Below are 17,173 nucleotides of genomic sequence, written 5' to 3'. Positions count from 1 at the left end.
TTTATAGTAGCCCAGCGGCCGGCAAACTGACACCGATAAAAGTGCCCTGTCTCGCAAGTTATTGGGTTGGCATTGCATGCAAGCGCGACGCCAAACAGGCGTCGCGAGGGGCGGAAACAGCGCAAGATTAGCGCTTCTGATATTCGTCAAACGACAGGTAATCCGTATTCAGGACAATCGACGCTTTGCGCGAAATGATTTTAGCCGGTATGCCTGCCACGATGCAGTTGGGCTCGATATCGCTGGTGACTACGGAGTTGGCGCCAATCGTCACATTGTCACCGATGGTGACCGGGCCAACGATTTTTGCTCCGGCGGCAATGGTGACGTTATCGCCGATAGTGGCGACGTCGTCCCGGCTTTTGAAGAGGTTGTTGCCGATGGTCACCCCTTGCAGGATGGTACAATTTTTACCAATTTTGACGTTGGGATGGATGACGATGCCACCGAAATGCGGGATAACCAGACCTTCACCGATGCTGGCCTGATGGGGAATTTCGATGCCATATTTTATTTGCAGGCGCTTCAGATTCTTTACCAGCAGGCGGAAGCAAATTCTCTCAACGATATTGCGTTTCCTGGAATGAAAATCACTGTGCAGCCTCAGCGTGAAAATATAGTTAAAGCCGATGTAGTTCTGTTGGAAAAGGGACTTGATTAGTCTTGCGACGCCGGACTTTCTGCTGGCGCGAAAGAAGTCGGCATAAATTTTATATTTTGTTTCCGTTCTCATTGATTGCCCTTGGGTTTAACCGATAACTATCATCAACTTCGTCAATATTGGCAGATAGTAACATAGGCCGAAATCGCTGGCGATCCTGTGCGGGAGTCCCAGACTGAAACCCGTCGGATAACGGCATGTGCCAATAATGATGGAAAACGATGGCGCGGCGGGTGCCCTGCGAGCGACAGGGGCAAATGCGATTTCGCAGGCGACACTGTCATTTTCAGAAGAAACTGAGGCGGGCCGGCAAAAACATTTTCGGCGACTCACCAAAACAGTCAAGGGTAAACAAGGGGTTATCCGCGATGGAAATGCCGCATGCACATCGATGCAAGAATCGTAAAAATCTTTATTTTTCATTTAATTGTTTTTACGGCGACGATATAATCCGTGATCACTTTGCTTAAGCCACGGCTATCAAACGGATTTCATGTATCAACCTGTCGCGTTATTCATTGGCCTGCGCTACATGCGCGGGCGAGCCTCAGACCGCTTCGGGCGGTTTGTTTCCTGGCTTTCCACCATCGGCATTACGCTGGGGGTGATGGCGTTGGTCACCGTGCTGTCGGTGATGAACGGTTTCGAAAAGGATCTGGAGAACAACATTCTCGGCCTGATGCCGCAGGCGTTGGTCACCAGTCCGCAAGGATCGGTCAACCCGCAGCAACTGCCGGCCTCCGAGGTGCAGAAGCTGCAGGGCGTCACGCGCGTTGCGCCGCTGACCACCGGTGACGTGGTGCTGCAAAGCGCTCGCAGCGTGGCGGTCGGGGTGATGCTCGGCGTGAATCCCGACGAGGCCGACCCGCTGACCCCGTATCTGGTCAACGTCAAGCAGCAACAGCTGCAGCCGGGCCAATACAACATCATCATCGGCGAACAGCTGGCGGGGCAACTCGGCGTCAAGCGCGGCGATTCGCTGCGCGTGATGGTGCCGAGCGCCAGCCAATTCACGCCGATGGGCCGCATTCCCAGCCAACGTTTGTTCACCCTCATCGGCACCTTCCACGCCAACAGCGAGGTGGACGGCTATCAGCTGCTGGTCAACCAACAGGATGCTTCGCGCCTGATGCGCTATCCGGCCGGCAACATCACCGGCTGGCGTCTGTTCCTGCAACAGCCGCTGACGGTCGATACCCTCAGCCAGCAGTCGCTGCCGGCGGGCACCGTCTGGAAAGACTGGCGCGATCGCAAGGGCGAGCTGTTCCAGGCGGTGCGCATGGAGAAGAACATGATGGGGCTGCTGCTCAGCCTGATCGTGGCGGTGGCGGCGTTTAACATCATTACCTCGCTCGGCCTGCTGGTGATGGAGAAGCAGGGTGAGGTCGCCATTCTGCAGACTCAAGGGCTGACCCGTCGCCAGATCATGTCGGTATTTATGGTGCAGGGCGCCAGCGCCGGCATCATCGGTTCGCTGCTCGGCACGCTGCTCGGCGTGCTGCTGGCCACCAACCTGAACAACCTGATGCCGATCCTCGGCGCATTGATCGACGGCGCTTCGCTGCCGGTGGCGGTCGATCCGCTGCAGGTGACGATCATCGCCGTGGTGGCGATGGCGGTTTCCCTGTTGTCCACGCTCTATCCTTCATGGCGCGCTGCCGCCGTACAACCCGCTGAGGCTTTACGTTATGAGTAACCATCTTTTGCTGCAGTGTGACAACCTGTGCAAGACCTATCAGGAAGGCAACCTGCACACCGACGTGCTGCGCAACGTCAGCTTTGCTATGCAGCAGGGCGAGATGATGGCGATCGTCGGCAGCTCGGGTTCCGGCAAGAGCACCCTGTTGCACCTGCTGGGCGGGCTGGACTCGCCGACCTCCGGCGAAGTGATCTTCAAGGGCGAATCGCTGAACGCCATGTCTTCGGCGGCCAAGGCTGAGCTGCGCAACCGCCAGCTGGGCTTCATCTATCAGTTCCACCACCTGTTGCCGGACTTCACCGCGCTGGAAAACGCCGCCATGCCGCTCTTGATCGGTGGCGCCAAACCGGCGCAGGCGCAGGAGAAAGCGCGGGAGATGCTGGCGGCGGTCGGGCTGGAAAAGCGCAGCAAACACCGCCCGTCCGAGCTTTCCGGCGGCGAGCGTCAGCGCGTGGCGATCGCGCGCGCGCTGGTCAATAACCCGGCGCTGGTGCTGGCGGACGAACCGACCGGCAACCTCGACAAGCGCACCGCGGACAGCATCTTCGATCTGCTCGGCGAGCTGAACGTGCGTCAGGGCACCGCTTTCCTGGTGGTAACGCACGATCTGCAGCTGGCCAAGCGCTTGAGCCGCCAGTTGGAAATGGCCGACGGTCACCTGCAGGCGCAGCTGACCCTGATGGGGGCCGAGTAATGGCGGGAGCCTCACTGTCCTTCCTGACGGCCCTGCGTTTCAGCCGCGGCCGTAAACGCGGCGGCATGGTGTCGCTGATCTCGGTCATCTCCACCATTGGCATCGCGCTGGGGGTGGCGGTGCTGATCGTTGGTCTGAGCGCGATGAACGGCTTTGAGCGCGAGCTGAAGAACCGCATTCTGGCGGTGGTGCCGCACGGCGAGCTCGAGCCGGTCAATCAGCCGTTCAGCGGCTGGCCGTCGATTCTGCAGCGGGTGGAAAAGGTGCCGGGCATTGTGGCCGCCGCGCCGTACATCAACTTTACCGGCCTGATGGAAAACGGCGCGCAGCTGCGCGCGGTGGAAGTCAAAGGCGTGGATCCGCAGCAGGAGAGCCGACTGAGCGCGCTGCCGCAGTATGTGCAGGGCGACGCCTGGGCCAACTTCAAGCCCGGCGAGCAGCAGGTGATCCTCGGCAAGGGCGTGGCCGACGCGCTGGGCGTCAAGCAGGGCGCCTATGTCACGGTGATGATCCCCAACAGCGACCCTGAGATGAAGCTGCTGCAGCCGAAGCGTATTCGCCTGCACGTGACCGGCATTTTGCAGCTCAGCGGCCAGCTCGATCACAGCCTGGCGCTGGTGCCGCTGGCCGATGCGCAGCAGTATCTCGACATGGGTGACAGCGTCACGGGCATCGCTCTCAAGATGAACGACGTGTTCGCCGCCAACAAGCTGGTGCGCGACGCCGGCGAAGTGACCAACGCTTACATCTACATCAAGAGCTGGATCGGCAAGTACGGCTACATGTACCGCGACATCCAGATGATCCGCGCCATCATGTACCTGGCGATGGTGCTGGTGATCGGTGTGGCCTGCTTCAACATCGTCTCCACGCTGGTGATGGCGGTGAAAGACAAAAGCGCCGACATCGCGGTGCTGCGCACCCTGGGCGCCAAAGACGGCTTTATCCGCGCCATTTTCATCTGGTATGGGCTGCTGGCCGGGTTGCTGGGCAGCCTGAGCGGCGTGGTGATCGGGGTGATCGCCTCGCTGCAGCTGACCAACATCATCCGGGGCATCGAGAAATTGGTCGGCCACTCCTTCCTGTCGGGCGATATTTACTTCATCGACTTCCTGCCTTCCGAGCTGCACTGGCTGGACGTGCTGATCGTGCTGGCGACCGCTATCGTGCTGAGTCTGTTGGCCAGTTGGTATCCGGCGAGGCGCGCCAGCCGCATCGATCCGGCGCGGGTGCTGAGCGGACAATAAAACCCACGGGGAGGCAGCGATGCCGCCCCGTTTTTTTAGCCTGGGGATGGGTTATGTACTACGGTTTCGATATGGGCGGCACCAAGATTGAGCTGGGGGTGTTCGACGACAGCCTGCAGCGCATTTGGCAAAAGCGGGTGCCGACGCCGCGCGACGATTATCGGCAACTGCTGGCTACGCTGTGCGAGCTGACCCTTGAGGCGGATGCGTTTTGTGGCCGGCGCGGCAGCGTCGGCATCGGCATACCGGGCCTGCCCAATGACGATGACGGCACGCTGTTTACCGCCAATGTGCCGGCGGCGATGGGGCGGCCGCTGCCGCGCGATCTGGCGGCGCTGATCGGGCGCGAGGTGCGGGTCGATAACGACGCCAACTGCTTTGCGCTGTCGGAGGCCTGGGACGACGAGTTCCGCCGCTACCCGACGGTGCTGGGCATCATCCTCGGCACCGGCGTAGGCGGCGGCCTGATCGTCGAGGGCAAGACGGTGCCCGGGCGCAACTATATCGCCGGCGAGTTCGGCCATTTGCGCCTGCCGGTGGACGCGCTCGAGGTGCTGGGGCGTGATGTGCCTCGCGTCGCCTGCGGGTGCGGCCATCAGGGTTGCATTGAAAATTACATATCGGGCCGCGGTTTCGAATGGATGTACGCCCATTTTTATGGCCGGCGCTTGCCCGCCACCGAGATCATTGCGCATTATCAGGCGGGTGAGCCGCAGGCCGTGGCGCATGTCGATCGCTTTATGGACGTGCTGGCGATCTGCCTGGGTAACCTGCTGACGGTGCTGGATCCGCACCTGGTGGTGATCGGCGGCGGGCTGTCGAACTTCGACGCCATTTACCAGGCGTTGCCGCAGCGGCTGCCGGCGCACCTGCTGCGGGTGGCTCGGCTGCCGCGCATCGAGAAGGCGCGCTATGGCGACGCCGGCGGCGTGCGCGGCGCAGCGTTCCTCAATTTGGCTCGCCCAACGTAATGGGCGTTGCGGTCAGGCGTGAATGTATACAGCCAACAACGCCGCAACGTCCAGTAAGAAGGGTAAACAGGGAAAAGTAAGGAGAGAGTTAATGCACACTCGCCATCGGCTGTGTCAGTTTCGCAAGAGTAAGCATGTGCTGCATCAGCGCTTTCGTTCACGCATTTTTCACCGTGACACCATGGCGGCGGCCGAGCTGAAAAAGCCGTTTGTGGTGGTGTTGACCGGGGCCGGCATTTCGGCCGAGTCGGGCATTCGCACCTTCCGCGCCGCGGATGGGCTGTGGGAAGAGCACCGGGTGGAGGACGTCGCCACGCCGGAAGGTTTTCAGCGCGATCCGGCGCTGGTGCAGGCGTTTTACAACGAACGCCGCCGCCAGCTGCAGACCGAGGACATTGCCCCGAACGCCGCGCACCGCGCGCTGGCGGATCTGGAAGAGTGGCTGGGGGACAACTTCCTGTTGGTCACGCAAAACATCGATAACCTGCATGAGCGCGCCGGCAGCAAGCGGGTGCTGCACATGCACGGCGAATTGCTGAAGGTGCGCTGCACCCAGTCGGGGCAGGTGTTCGAGTGGCCCGGCGATCTCAGCGTTGACGAGCGTTGCCACTGCTGCCAGTTCCCGGCGCCGCTGCGGCCACACGTGGTGTGGTTCGGCGAGATGCCGCTGGGCATGGACGACATCTACCAGGCGCTGAGCAAGGCCGATTTCTTCGTCGCCATCGGCACCTCCGGCCATGTCTATCCGGCGGCCGGGTTCGTGCATGAGGCGCGGCTGGGCGGCGCCTACGCGATGGAGCTGAACCTGGAGCCGAGTCAGGTGGAAAGCCAGTTCGACGAGAAACACTACGGCCTGGCCAGCGAAGTGGTGCCGCGTTTGTGCACAAATTTCTGGTGGGCAAGGTGGCGCGGGCCGATAAGCCCTAAAGACATCAGGGCGCAATGCGCGCCCTGATGGGATGGCGGGGCGTGTTAGCGCCCGGCTTTCAGTTTTTGGAAGTAGCTTTCGTACAGCGTGCTGGCGTCGCCGACGTCGTTTTGCCACTCGCCGTGCTCAATCACCGTTTTATCCGGGTAGAGAGACGGATCGTTGGCGATCTCCGGCGACAGCAGCTTCTTCGCCGCCAGGTTCGGCGTCGGGTAACCGATGGTTTCCGCCACCTGCACCGCGATTTCCGGCCGCAGCAGGAAGTCGATCAGCTTCAGCGCCCCCTCGACGTTGCGCGCGTTGGCCGGAATGGCCAGGCTGTCCATCCAGAAGATCCCGCCTTCCTTCGGCCAGACGATCTCCAGCGGCGTGCCGGCCTGGCGCGCCACGAAGGCCGAACCGTTCCACACCATGCCGACGTTGACTTCCCCTTCCATAAACGGGTTGCCCGGGTTGTCGGAGTTGAAGGCCAGCACGTTCGGCATCAATTTCTGTAGTTCGCGGTAGGCGGCTTCGATCTCTTTCGGATCGGTGGTGTTGCCCGAATAACCCAGCTTGAGCAGCGCCATCTGGAACACTTCGCGCGCATCGTCGGTCAGCAGCAGGCGGCCTTTGTACTGCGGCTGCCACAGATCGGCCCAGGAGGTGACGGTGGACGGATCCTGCGCGTCGCTGTTAACGCCGATGGCGGTGGCGCCCCAGATGTAAGGGATGGAGTAGTCGTTGTTGGGATCGAACGGCTTGTTCAGCAGGGTAGGATCGAGATCCTTGAAGTGGCTGAGCTTGCTCTTGTCGATTTTTTGCAGCATGCCTTCCTTGCTCATCTTGGCGATGAAGTAAGTGGAAGGCACCACCAGATCGTACGCGCCGTCCTTGTAGGTCTTCAGCTTGGCGTACATGCTTTCGTTGGATTCATAGGTGGAATAAATCACCTTGATGCCGGTTTCTTTGGTGAACTGCTCCAGCAGCCCCGGCGGGACGTATTCAGTCCAGTTATAGAAATACAGCGTTTTGCCGTCAGAGGCGTTTGCAGAGCAGAAACTCAGCGCCATCATCCCGGCTGCGAGCAGATGTGACCACTTTTTCATGCAGCGTATCCTTCAGCAGTAGTGAGCCGAACCCGTATGAGCCGCCGTTTTCGGCCGCGCCATACCCCAGAAAGGGGCCATTATAGGGGCCGGGGCGGGGTGGGTAAAGGCGGTTATCCCAGCGGCAAATCAGCGGGTTAACCGAGTCAGGGCCATCACCAAAGGCCGCTTTCATATCATTGTGGTCAATGAAAGAGACGGGCGCCGCAGCGCCCGGCGGGAAGGATTACTCGGCCTTGGGCGAGCGATCGCGCATCACCCACTGGCTGGCGATCACCAGCGTCAGCGACAGCAGCAGCAAAATGGTGGCCAGCGCGTTAACCTCCGGCGAGACGCCGACTTTCACCATCGAATAGATCTTCAGCGGCAAAATTTCGTAGCTCGGCCCGGTGACGAAGGAGGAGACGACCACGTCGTCCATCGACAGGGTGAAGCTCAGCAGCCAACCGGCCGCCACCGCCGGCATCGCCAGCGGCAGAATGATTTTGCGCAGGATGGTGAACTCGCTTGCGCCGAGATCGCGCGCGGCTTCCAGCATCTTCACGTCGAAGCCTTTCAGGCGCGCGTAGACGGTCACGACCACGAACGGCAGGCAGAAGGTGATGTGCGAGAACAGCAGCGACCAGAAGCCGAGCGAAATGCCCAGCAACATGAACAGCACCAGCAGCGAGATGGCCATCACGATGTCCGGCGACATCATCACCACAAACAGCATGCCGCCGACGAACGGTTTGCCGCGGAAGCGGTAGCGGTACAGCGCCACCGCGGTCAGCGAGCCGATCAGCGTGGCGAAGGTGGCGGAGAGCACCGCCATGGTCAGCGAGTGGCCCGCCGCCTGCAACAGGCTGTCGTTGTTGAGCAGCGTGCTGTACCACTTGGTGGTGAACCCTTGCCAGTTGATGCCAAAGCGCGAGGCATTGAAGGAGTTGACGATCAGGATGACGATCGGGATATACAGATAGGCGTATACCAGCGTCATAAAGCCGCCGCGCAGCAGACGTCCGATCATGCCAGATCCTCCTTCTTGTTCAGCAGGCGGGCGGCCCGGTAATAGACCAGCAGCAACAGCCCCATCACCAGCGTCAGGCAGATGCTGGTGGCCGCGCCGAACGGCCAGTCGCGGATATTGAGGAACTGGCTTTTAATCACGTTGCCGATCAGCAGATTTTTGGCGCCGCCCATCAGATCGGCGACGAAGAACAGCCCCATCGCCGGCAGCACCACCAGCAGGCAGCCGGCGATAATGCCCGGCATGGTCAGCGGCACAATGATGCGGATAAAGGTTTGGAGCTTGCTGGCGCCGAGATCGCGCGCCGCCTCCAGGCAGGATTTATCGAGCTTTTCGATGCTGGAATAGAGCGGCATCACCATAAACGGCAGCAGGATATACACCAGGCCGAGGATCACCGCTTCCGAGGTGTACATGATGCGAAGCGGCTTGTCGATGACGCCGATCCACAGCAGCGCGTCGTTGAGATAGCCGCGGGTGCTGAGAAACAGCTTCAGGCCGTAGATGCGGATCAGCGAGTTGGTCCAGAAGGGCACGATCAGCAGAAACAGCAGCAGCGGCCGCACCTTCTGCGGCAAGCGCGCCAGAATAAAGGCGAACGGATAGCCGATCACCAGGCAGCACAGGGTGGCGATCAGCGCCATGTTCAGCGAGTGCAGCAGCACCTGGGCATACAGCGGATCGAACAAGCGCCGGTAGTTATCCAGCGTGAACACCATCTGCACCAGGTTGGCGTCATCACGGGTCAGGAAGCTGGCGCCGATGATCATCAGGTTCGGCATGAACACGAACAGCAACAGCCAGGCGACGACGCCGACGATCACCACATTCTGGAAGACTTTACGCGACTTCTTCATCGGCCAGCACCACCTCCCAGCTTTCGACCCAGGTCACCGCCATCTTCTGATTGAGCGAGTGATCGACGTCCGGATCGTCTTCGTTGAAGAACTCGCTGACCATCACCGTTTTGCCGTTCTCCAGCTCGACCACCGATTCCAGCGTCATGCCTTTGTAGTTGCGCTCACGCACGTAACCGATCAGCCCGTCGTGCTGCGCGCTGTCGTTCACTTCTTCCACCCGCAGATCCTCCGGGCGCAGCAGCACCTTGAGCTTTTGGCCCGGTTCTACCGGCAGATCGGCATAGATGTCGCATTCGCGGCCTTCCACGTTGGCGCGCACCCGCTGCGGATCGAGGCGTTGCAGGACCACCGCGTCGAAAATGTTGATCTCGCCGATGAAGCTGGCGACGAACAGGTTTTTCGGCTCTTCATAGATCTCACGCGGCGTGCCGTCTTGTTCGATGCGGCCTTCGCGCATCACCACGATGCGATCCGACATGGTCAACGCTTCTTCCTGATCGTGGGTGACGAACACGAAGGTGATGCCCAGCTTGCGCTGCAGCGCTTTCAGTTCGTTCTGCATCTGCTTGCGCAGCTTGTAGTCCAGCGCCGACAGCGATTCGTCCAGCAGCAGCACTTTCGGCTTGTTGACCACCGCGCGGGCGATGGCCACACGCTGCTGTTGGCCACCGGAGAGCTGGCCCGGCCGCCGCTTGGCGAAGGCATCCAGCTGCACCATGCGCAGCGCCTCTTCGACGCGCGGCGTCAGTTCGGCCGCCGGCACCTTTTGCATGCGCAGGCCGAAGGCGACGTTGTCGAACACCGACATGTGCGGAAACAGGGCATAGCTCTGAAACACGGTGTTGACGTGGCGATGCTCGGCCGCAATGGCGGTGATGTCCTGGCCGTCGAGCGCGATGCGGCCCCGATCGGCGTCTTCCAGACCGGCGATCAGGCGCAGCACCGTGGTTTTGCCACAGCCGGAGGGGCCAAGAATGGTGAGGAATTCGCCGTGATTAATCGTCAGATCCAGATCGGCAATGATGGTTTTGCCATCGAACGCTTTGCTCAGGGCATGCAGTTCAACAAGGGGGGCTCGAGAGGATGTCTCAGTCATTTATCGTCTTACTCTATCCCGTGGGCTAATGCAGATAGAACCGCAACTGGAAAAGACTGCCGGAGCTTGCGGGCAGGCCCGCGATTCAAAAGAAGCTCAAACCAGTTGCGCCAATGGAAATTTTTCGAGCGCGCATGATAGACGCTGAATGCCGGAATTGAAAGCCGATCCGGCCCAGATGCCGCGTTTTTCATCATGATAGCGACAAATGACCCTGTGATGACAGCGTTATTTCCCTCTGAAATCATCACAAAGATTAATGATATTGGCGAATTCTGGTTAAAAATGACCTGACGCAATATTTGATCCTGATCGGTTCAGCATAATGAAACGCGATATTCTGAGGGGCCGCTACCATGGATAAATTACTTGACCGCTTTTTCAACTACGTCTCTTTCGACACCCAGTCCAAAGCGAACGTAAAGCATGTGCCGAGCACCGACGGGCAGTTGAAGCTGGCGCGCGCGTTGCAGCAGGAAATGATCGCGCTCGGCTTCGAGCGGGTGTCGCTCAGCGAGCACGGCTGCGTGATGGGCACCTGGCCGGGCAACGTCGCCTGGCCGGTGCCGGCGGTCGGTTTTATCGCCCATCTGGATACTTCGCCGGATTTCAGCGGCAAACACGTCAATCCGCAGATCGTCGAGAACTATCGCGGCGGCGACATTGCGCTTGGCATTGGCGATGAAGTGCTGTCGCCGGTGATGTTCCCGATCCTGCACCAGATGTTGGGGCAGACCCTGATCACCACCGACGGCAAAACGCTGCTGGGCGCCGACGACAAGGCCGGCATTGCCGAGATCCTCACCGCCATGGCGCGCCTGCACGCGCGCAAAATCCCGCACGGCGACATCCGCGTGGCCTTCACCCCGGATGAAGAGGTGGGCAAGGGGGCACAGCTGTTCGACGTGGCGGCCTTCAATGCCGAATGGGCTTACACGGTGGATGGCGGCGGCGTCGGTGAGCTGGAGTGCGAAAACTTCAATGCCGCCTCGGTGACGATCAAAATCCTCGGCAACAGCGTGCACCCCGGCAGCGCCAAGGGCGTGATGGTCAACGCGCTGTCGCTGGCTACCCGCATTCATCAGGCGCTGCCGGCGGACGAAACGCCGGAGACCACCGAGGGTTACCAGGGCTTTTACCACCTCAGCAGCATCAAGGGCAGCGTGGAACGCGCCGAAATGCACTACATCCTGCGCGACTTCGAGCGCGAGGGATTCGAGGCGCGCAAACGCAAGATGGTGGAGATCGCCCGCGAGGTCGGCAAAGGCCTGCCGCGCGATTGTTATATTGAAGTCAGCATCGAAGACAGTTATTACAACATGCGCGAACAGGTGGCGGAGCATCCGCACGCGATCGCGCTGGCGCAGCAGGCAATGCGCGACTGCGACATTGAACCGGTGATGAAACCGATCCGCGGCGGCACCGACGGCGCGCAGCTGTCGTTCCGCGGCCTGCCGTGCCCGAATCTGTTCACCGGTGGCTACAACTACCACGGCAAGCACGAATTCGTGACGCTGGAAGGCATGGAGCAAGCGGTGGCGGTAATTATGCGCATCGCGGCGCTGGCCGCCGAGCGGGCGCGGTAAACACCTTCGTTCCCCGGCCGGCTTGCGCCGGCCCGCATTCCCTTTTCTGATACGCCCGGCGGGGCTCAGTGTGCCCGCCATTCTCTGCTTCTGTTCTCTTTATAGTTCCCGTTTCTTGGTTGTCCCTTTCACCACACAACCCGCGGTGAGGGAATCCCATTATCCTTCGATATAGAGTGCTGGTTATGCATACAGGTTTTCTGTGTGCTTAATCGGTTTACAGCTTCGGTGCGGTGAGCCCAGTGGCCAGGGGATGCTGGGGGAATGAGCGCTGTTAACCGCCATCAAACAGGACGTAAGAGGGTAACAATCATGGTAGAAGAAAAGAAAAATGCTCAGGTGATTAACGGCGTTAACGACGATATTGCCGAACTGAAATCGCTGTCTACGCTGCGCCAGCGCGTGGTCAGCGACGGTGAAATCGTCTCCAAATCGGCCAACGGTTTTCGGCTGGCAAATGGCAATACCGGCGTGATGCTGCGCAACGACGGCGAAGCTTTTTACTTACTGACAACCCCTGCCGGGCAAGCTCAAAACGGACAATGGAACACCTTGCGTCCTTTCGCTTTCAGCTTGGCTTCCGGCAGGGTTGCACTCGGTAACGGCGTTGATATTTCCGGTGGAGCGATGGTATCGCATAACGCGGGCATTCGGGCGGTGATAACTGGGCCAGCGCCGCTGATCAATGGGCAAATGTACTCTGCGCCTCCGGTATATACCGATTTCACCAGCGGCAACAAAACCACCACCATGATGATGGGCTCACGGGTTGTCGCCGGTAAAGAAGACTACGGTTTGCTTTCGTACCGCGATTGGCAAGGGAACTGGAACGAGCTGCAGGTGAGAGCGAATAGCGAGCTTTCTGTCGGGCAGTTGGTAAAGCGTAACGCCAATGGTTGGATCGTGGCCGCAGGTAACTTCGACACTAATAATAATGCCGATCGTATTACCAACGCGATGCGTATACAGGGCAAGGGCGATCTGTTTGCCGACTTTTATCATTATGAGCGCATCGGTCAGCACCACTTTGTGGGGCTGCACGTGGCTAACGGCGGGGCGCAAGGATGGTATGAATTCCGCAACGACGGCCACGCCTACGCCAACGGCGCATGGCACAGCAGCTCCGATGCCCGCATGAAAACGGATATCGCCAAAATTGACGGCGCATTGGACAAGCTGGCTGGTATCGGCGGCTACACCTACCTCAAACAGGGCGTGCCGGAAGCCGGGGTGATCGCTCAGGAAGTGGAGAACGTGTTGCCGCAGTCGGTCACCCAAACCGAATTGAAGCTCAACGACGGCAGCGTGCTGAAGGATGCGCGGGGCATCAATATCAACGGCGTGGTGGCGCTGCTGGTTGAGGCGCTTAAGGAAGAGCGATCGGCCCGAGAAAGGCTGGAATCGCGGTTGGCGGCGTTGGAAGGCATGATTTCAACGTCTCAAAATGCTTGAGTCACGGCCAACTGACGGGATTTTCAACGGAGTAATTATTGCGGCTGAATAATGCAATATTTGCTCCGCCTGTCTCGAACAAGGAGAAAGATATGGGCGGATTTAACTATGGCGGCGGAAAAGGGGATGGGACTGACTGGAGTTCTGAAAAAGGAGATACTCCCGAACCCGGTGGCGGCTCCAATGGCAATGGCGGTCGAGACAGTGGCAACGACAACTCTCAGGCGGGTGCTTTCCAACGCCAGATGACCGCAGTGCTGAATGATCCGGCGATTAAAAACATGCTGGCGGATTTGCAAAAGCGGGCTCTGCGCATTAGCCCATCGGCGAAAGTCGAGTTAGTCAGTGTAGATGCGCGCGGTCTGTTGAGTATAAGCCTTTCGGGTATGCGTCGTGAGCAGTCTCTCGCCGTAGAGATGGCTTTTCAGTCAGTGCGACCGCAAATAGAAAGAGATTCAATATTTTCATTTACCGCCGACGCGGGCACAGTAAATGAAAAGACGTTTTACTCAGGAAAGGTTGAAACCGGCTACCGACTCGGTGATTACGAGCGAGGGCCCAGTGGTAACAATGGTGATGCCAATACGGTGGCGGAAAACAACGTCACGTTTAGTGCCTATTCATCTGTTCTGCAAGGGAAGATACCACCGGGCTATTGGTTGGATAACAATAAAGTCATGACTGAGGTTGTGATTGAGTATGAGATTAACGGTGGGGGGAAAGGAGACAGTCGGACGGGATACCGGAAAACCACAGTAGAAGTTCCTTCGCTCACCCGTGCTTACCAACAGTGGCAACAGATGCTCAGAGATGTCGCTGAGGAACAACGCAAAGCTGAGGAGGCCCGTAAAGCCGAGGAAGCCCGAAAGGCGGAAGAGGCCCGCAGAGCCGAAGAAGCTCGTAAGGCTGAGGAGGCTCGCAAAGCTGAAGAAGCCCGCAAGGCGGAAGCAGCAAGAAAAGCGCTATTCGCCAAAACGGGGATTCTGGATGCACCGGCCTACTCCCCAGAAAAGCTAAAAGCGGCCAATGCGGCGCTGGCGGCAGCAGGTGCCATGGTGCTCAACCGTGCGCCCGCGATGTTGCAGACGTCGATGGTCGGGCAAGGTGTGATGACGACCACGAGCGAACTGGCCGGCTGGGCAGCGAGCGCGTCGTGGCGGGCGGCCTCCGAAGTCGGCAGTATACGCGCCGGTACCGCGGTCGCCGCCGGATCGGTGCTGGGGGCTTTTGCCCTCGGCTTCTACCCGACGGAGGCCGGAGCCGGGAGTGCCCAGGTGCCCGGGCGGGATGTCAATCTGTTTGCCCTCCAGGCGAGCCTGGCGGCGGCGGGCCGGGCGACTATCCAGTCCGGCATGACCTCGGTCGATTTGCCGGTGCGCGGGTTTATCACCACCGACGACGACGGGAGACAGAGCGTCAACTTTGTCAGGACGGGGGTTGGCGGCGTATCGCCGAGCGTGCCGGTATTCAGACCCGTTCGCGATGAGCTGACAGGACTGGACAAAATCACGCTGCCAGCGGTGGCGGGCACACCGGCCAGAACGATACTGATCAACCCGGTGCCGACCGGGCCGGCAGCGCCGGCGCATACCGGCAACGGCTCACCGGGGCCTAAGTCGCCAGTGCATACCGGCACCGGCATCAGGCAGGCGGACAGCATCGTGGTCACCACCTTCCCGGCGGATGTGGTGCAGGATCTGCAAGACTTTATCCTGTGGCAGCCGGATGCGACGGAGATTGGTGTAGAGGCCATCTATGTGATGGTGAGCAAGCCCTATGGTGAAACCAACGCCAGGGGCAAATACAGCGGTCGTGAATACAACACCAATAAAGCCGGAGGCCCCATTCAGAATCTGGATTGGAAAGGGGCCAGCATCGACCGTGCCGGCGTGGATAAGGTGAAGCTGCATACTGGGCGTTTTGAACAGACTCCGGAAAACCAAGTGATGATTGACCGTTTGGATAAAATCTTGAAAGGGGAGCTACAACCAACTGACACTGATAGGCGATTTTATACTCATGAAATCAGAGAGTTGGAAAGGTACAGGAATCTTGGCATAAAAGATGGTGAGGTTCCGCACAGTGTTCAAGAACAGAAGGCCGTATGGAATAATACACATACTGCTACGCTTGAAGACTATAGAATAAATGAAAAAGAACAGGCACTTTATACAGATGGGGCCCTACAAGCCGCATATGAACAGGAGCTGAAAGATGCTATGGGAGGGAAGAAATAATGCCTTTAAAAGATATCGTTAAAAATGAAAGTGTAGAAGATGTGCTAACTTTTTTGGGGCCGACCTCTGATTACCGTAAATTGGATCGTCTATATACCTATAATCGCTTTGATGCAATTTCCAGCGGGGAACTCTCTTCTACTTACGATGCATTATTCCAAAAAGGGGTGCTTCAAGATCAAAATGGAAAAGTAGTTAAAGGCCCCAATTGGAAAGAGCCGAAATTCGTAACTGAGAAAAAATACGGTATCGAATAGCCATAGTTATGGTCTGATTAGTGCATCTTTAACCCCCGGCAAACGAAATTTTGTTGGGGGTTTCTTTTTTGGCTGGTGGGGGCGCCATAACGCGAGCCTTTATGCCGGGTGGCTAAAGTAGCGGCGCCCGCTCTTTTCGTCGCCTGGGCTAACGTGCGGATACCATAGTTAAAACGGGACGCTTGCGATCGGCATAATCGCTTGCCGTAACAAGGCGTTGCTCATAGTGTTGAAGCCTATTCCCCACGCATAAGGACCGCATGATGAGCACCGAATACCGTATCGCCAGCCCGCATTTGGCGCAGTTCGTTCAGGCGATTTGGCGCCAGGCCGGCAGCACGGCGCGCGAAGCCGAGCTGGTGGCCGATCACCTGGTGCAGGCTAATCTGGCCGGGCACGATTCGCACGGCGTCGGCATGATCCCCAGTTACATGGCATCGCTGGCGCAGGGGCAATTGCAGCTTAATCAACATGCCGAGGTGGTGCGCGACGCCGGCGCGGTGCTGACGCTCGACGGCGCGCGCGGCTTCGGCCAGGTGGTGGCCAGCGAAGCGATGGCGCTGGGCATTGAGCGCGCCGGCAAACTGGGCCTGGCGGCGGTGGCGCTGCACAACGCGCACCATATCGGCCGCATCGGCCATTGGGCGGAACAGTGCGCCCGCGCCGGTTTTATCTCGATTCACTTCGTCAACGTGGTAGGCGATCCGATGGTGGCGCCGTTCGGCGGCAGCGATCGCCGCTTCGGCACCAACCCGTTCTGCGCCATTTTCCCGCGGCCGGGCCGCACGCCGCTGCTGTTGGATTTCGCCACCAGCGGCATCGCCTTCGGCAAGACTCGGGTGGCCTATAACAAAGGCTTGTCGGTGGCGCCGGGCTATCTGATCGACGAACACGGGCAACCCACCACCGAACCGAAGGTGATGCACGAAGCGCCGTTCGGGTCACTGTTGCCGTTCGGCTTGCACAAAGGCTATGCGCTGGCGGCGATGTGCGAGATCCTCGGCGGCGCGCTCTCCGGCGGCCGCACCACCCACGACGCCACGCTGAAAGCCGACAGCGACGCCATCTTCAACTGCATGACGACCCTGATCCTCGATCCTCAGGCCTTCGACGCCCCGCAAATGCAGGCCGAGGCCGAAGCGTTTATCGGCTGGGTGAAGGCATCGCCGCCGAGCGGCGAACAGCCGATCGCGGTGCCGGGAGAATGGGAAGAGGCCAACCGCGCGGCGCGGCTGGAGCAGGGCATACCGATAGACGCCAATACCTGGCGGCAGATTTGCGCGGCGGCGGAGCAGGCGGGCATGGCGAATGAAGCGCTGGCCGGTTTTCGCGCGCAGGCGCGGCAGGCATAAAAAAAGCCACCCGATAGGGTGGCTTGTTCGCGTACT

17 protein-coding genes are annotated in these 17,173 nt (G+C 59.4%); 11 read left to right on the top strand and 6 right to left on the bottom strand.

Going from position 1 to position 17,173, the window contains the following annotated elements; all coding sequences use genetic code 11:
- Positions 1 to 127: 127 nt before the first annotated feature.
- A complete protein-coding gene (locus tag ITX55_RS04030) occupies positions 128 to 733 on the bottom strand; it encodes a serine O-acetyltransferase (RefSeq protein ID WP_025302502.1) in 606 nt (201 codons plus the stop codon).
- Between the two features lie 136 nt (positions 734 to 869).
- On the opposite strand from ITX55_RS04030, the gene ITX55_RS04025 reads away from it, so the two are divergent.
- The 6 genes from ITX55_RS04025 (at position 870) to cobB (ending at position 6,227) form a co-directional block, all read left to right on the top strand.
- A complete protein-coding gene (locus ITX55_RS04025; protein WP_127146175.1) occupies positions 870 to 1,067 on the top strand; it encodes a hypothetical protein in 198 nt (65 codons plus the stop codon).
- 87 nt (positions 1,068 to 1,154) lie between these two features.
- Positions 1,155 to 2,357, top strand: coding sequence for a lipoprotein-releasing ABC transporter permease subunit LolC (gene lolC / locus ITX55_RS04020; protein WP_069100064.1), 1,203 nt, complete (start codon positions 1,155 to 1,157; stop codon positions 2,355 to 2,357).
- Positions 2,350 to 3,054: a lipoprotein-releasing ABC transporter ATP-binding protein LolD gene (gene lolD / locus ITX55_RS04015; RefSeq protein ID WP_004941120.1), complete on the top strand. Its 705-nt coding sequence runs from the start codon at positions 2,350 to 2,352 to the stop codon at positions 3,052 to 3,054. The genes lolC and lolD overlap by 8 nt, the downstream gene beginning before the upstream one ends.
- On the top strand, positions 3,054 to 4,301 hold the full coding sequence (gene lolE / locus ITX55_RS04010; protein ID WP_033642765.1) for a lipoprotein-releasing ABC transporter permease subunit LolE: 1,248 nt from the start codon (positions 3,054 to 3,056) through the stop codon (positions 4,299 to 4,301). The genes lolD and lolE overlap by 1 nt, the downstream gene beginning before the upstream one ends.
- Positions 4,302 to 4,354: 53 nt before the next feature.
- Positions 4,355 to 5,272 carry an N-acetylglucosamine kinase gene (gene nagK, locus ITX55_RS04005; protein WP_060659641.1) on the top strand — a complete coding sequence of 306 codons (918 nt, stop codon included), beginning with the start codon at positions 4,355 to 4,357 and terminating at the stop codon, positions 5,270 to 5,272.
- A gap of 91 nt (positions 5,273 to 5,363) precedes the next feature.
- Positions 5,364 to 6,227 (top strand): Sir2 family NAD+-dependent deacetylase, encoded by an 864-nt coding sequence (gene cobB / locus ITX55_RS04000; RefSeq protein ID WP_223084814.1) that lies wholly within the window; start codon positions 5,364 to 5,366, stop codon positions 6,225 to 6,227.
- A gap of 17 nt (positions 6,228 to 6,244) precedes the next feature.
- Here cobB and potD read toward each other — a convergent pair whose 3' ends face one another.
- From potD to ITX55_RS03975, 5 genes are all read right to left on the bottom strand, one after another.
- Positions 6,245 to 7,288, bottom strand: a complete 1,044-nt coding sequence (potD, locus tag ITX55_RS03995) for a spermidine/putrescine ABC transporter substrate-binding protein PotD (protein ID WP_033642768.1) — start codon at positions 7,286 to 7,288, stop codon at positions 6,245 to 6,247.
- 226 nt (positions 7,289 to 7,514) lie between these two features.
- Positions 7,515 to 8,297 (bottom strand): spermidine/putrescine ABC transporter permease PotC, encoded by a 783-nt coding sequence (potC, locus tag ITX55_RS03990; RefSeq protein WP_033642769.1) that lies wholly within the window; start codon positions 8,295 to 8,297, stop codon positions 7,515 to 7,517.
- Positions 8,294 to 9,154 (bottom strand): spermidine/putrescine ABC transporter permease PotB, encoded by an 861-nt coding sequence (potB, locus tag ITX55_RS03985; RefSeq protein WP_033642771.1) that lies wholly within the window; start codon positions 9,152 to 9,154, stop codon positions 8,294 to 8,296. The genes potC and potB overlap by 4 nt, the downstream gene beginning before the upstream one ends.
- The gene (potA, locus tag ITX55_RS03980) at positions 9,138 to 10,253 is read right to left on the bottom strand and encodes a spermidine/putrescine ABC transporter ATP-binding protein PotA (protein WP_223084812.1); all 1,116 of its coding nucleotides are present in this window, start codon (positions 10,251 to 10,253) and stop codon (positions 9,138 to 9,140) included. The genes potB and potA overlap by 17 nt, the downstream gene beginning before the upstream one ends.
- Positions 10,254 to 10,261: 8 nt before the next feature.
- Positions 10,262 to 10,552: a hypothetical protein gene (locus tag ITX55_RS03975; protein ID WP_129993149.1), complete on the bottom strand. Its 291-nt coding sequence runs from the start codon at positions 10,550 to 10,552 to the stop codon at positions 10,262 to 10,264.
- Positions 10,553 to 10,609: 57 nt separating this feature from the next.
- On the opposite strand from ITX55_RS03975, the gene pepT reads away from it, so the two are divergent.
- The 5 genes from pepT to ITX55_RS03950 all read left to right on the top strand — a co-directional run bounded on the left by pepT (position 10,610) and on the right by ITX55_RS03950 (position 17,137).
- Entirely contained in the window at positions 10,610 to 11,839 is a 1,230-nt protein-coding gene (pepT, locus tag ITX55_RS03970; RefSeq protein WP_223084810.1) for a peptidase T, read from the top strand.
- A gap of 312 nt (positions 11,840 to 12,151) precedes the next feature.
- Positions 12,152 to 13,291: a tail fiber domain-containing protein gene (locus ITX55_RS03965; RefSeq protein WP_223084865.1), complete on the top strand. Its 1,140-nt coding sequence runs from the start codon at positions 12,152 to 12,154 to the stop codon at positions 13,289 to 13,291.
- 92 nt (positions 13,292 to 13,383) lie between these two features.
- Entirely contained in the window at positions 13,384 to 15,528 is a 2,145-nt protein-coding gene (locus tag ITX55_RS03960) for an S-type pyocin domain-containing protein (protein WP_223084809.1), read from the top strand.
- A complete protein-coding gene (locus tag ITX55_RS03955) occupies positions 15,528 to 15,785 on the top strand; it encodes a hypothetical protein (RefSeq protein WP_015377593.1) in 258 nt (85 codons plus the stop codon). Before ITX55_RS03960 ends, ITX55_RS03955 begins: the two co-directional genes overlap by 1 nt.
- A gap of 263 nt (positions 15,786 to 16,048) precedes the next feature.
- Positions 16,049 to 17,137, top strand: a complete 1,089-nt coding sequence (locus ITX55_RS03950; protein WP_049188248.1) for a malate/lactate/ureidoglycolate dehydrogenase — start codon at positions 16,049 to 16,051, stop codon at positions 17,135 to 17,137.
- Positions 17,138 to 17,173: the final 36 nt, after the last annotated feature.

This window comes from Serratia sp. EWG9, from assembly GCF_019913725.1.
In the GTDB taxonomy this organism is placed as follows: domain Bacteria; phylum Pseudomonadota; class Gammaproteobacteria; order Enterobacterales; family Enterobacteriaceae; genus Serratia; species Serratia ureilytica.
The sequence above is the reverse complement of the archived record's forward strand: the minus strand, read 5'-3'. Positions and strand labels throughout refer to the sequence as shown.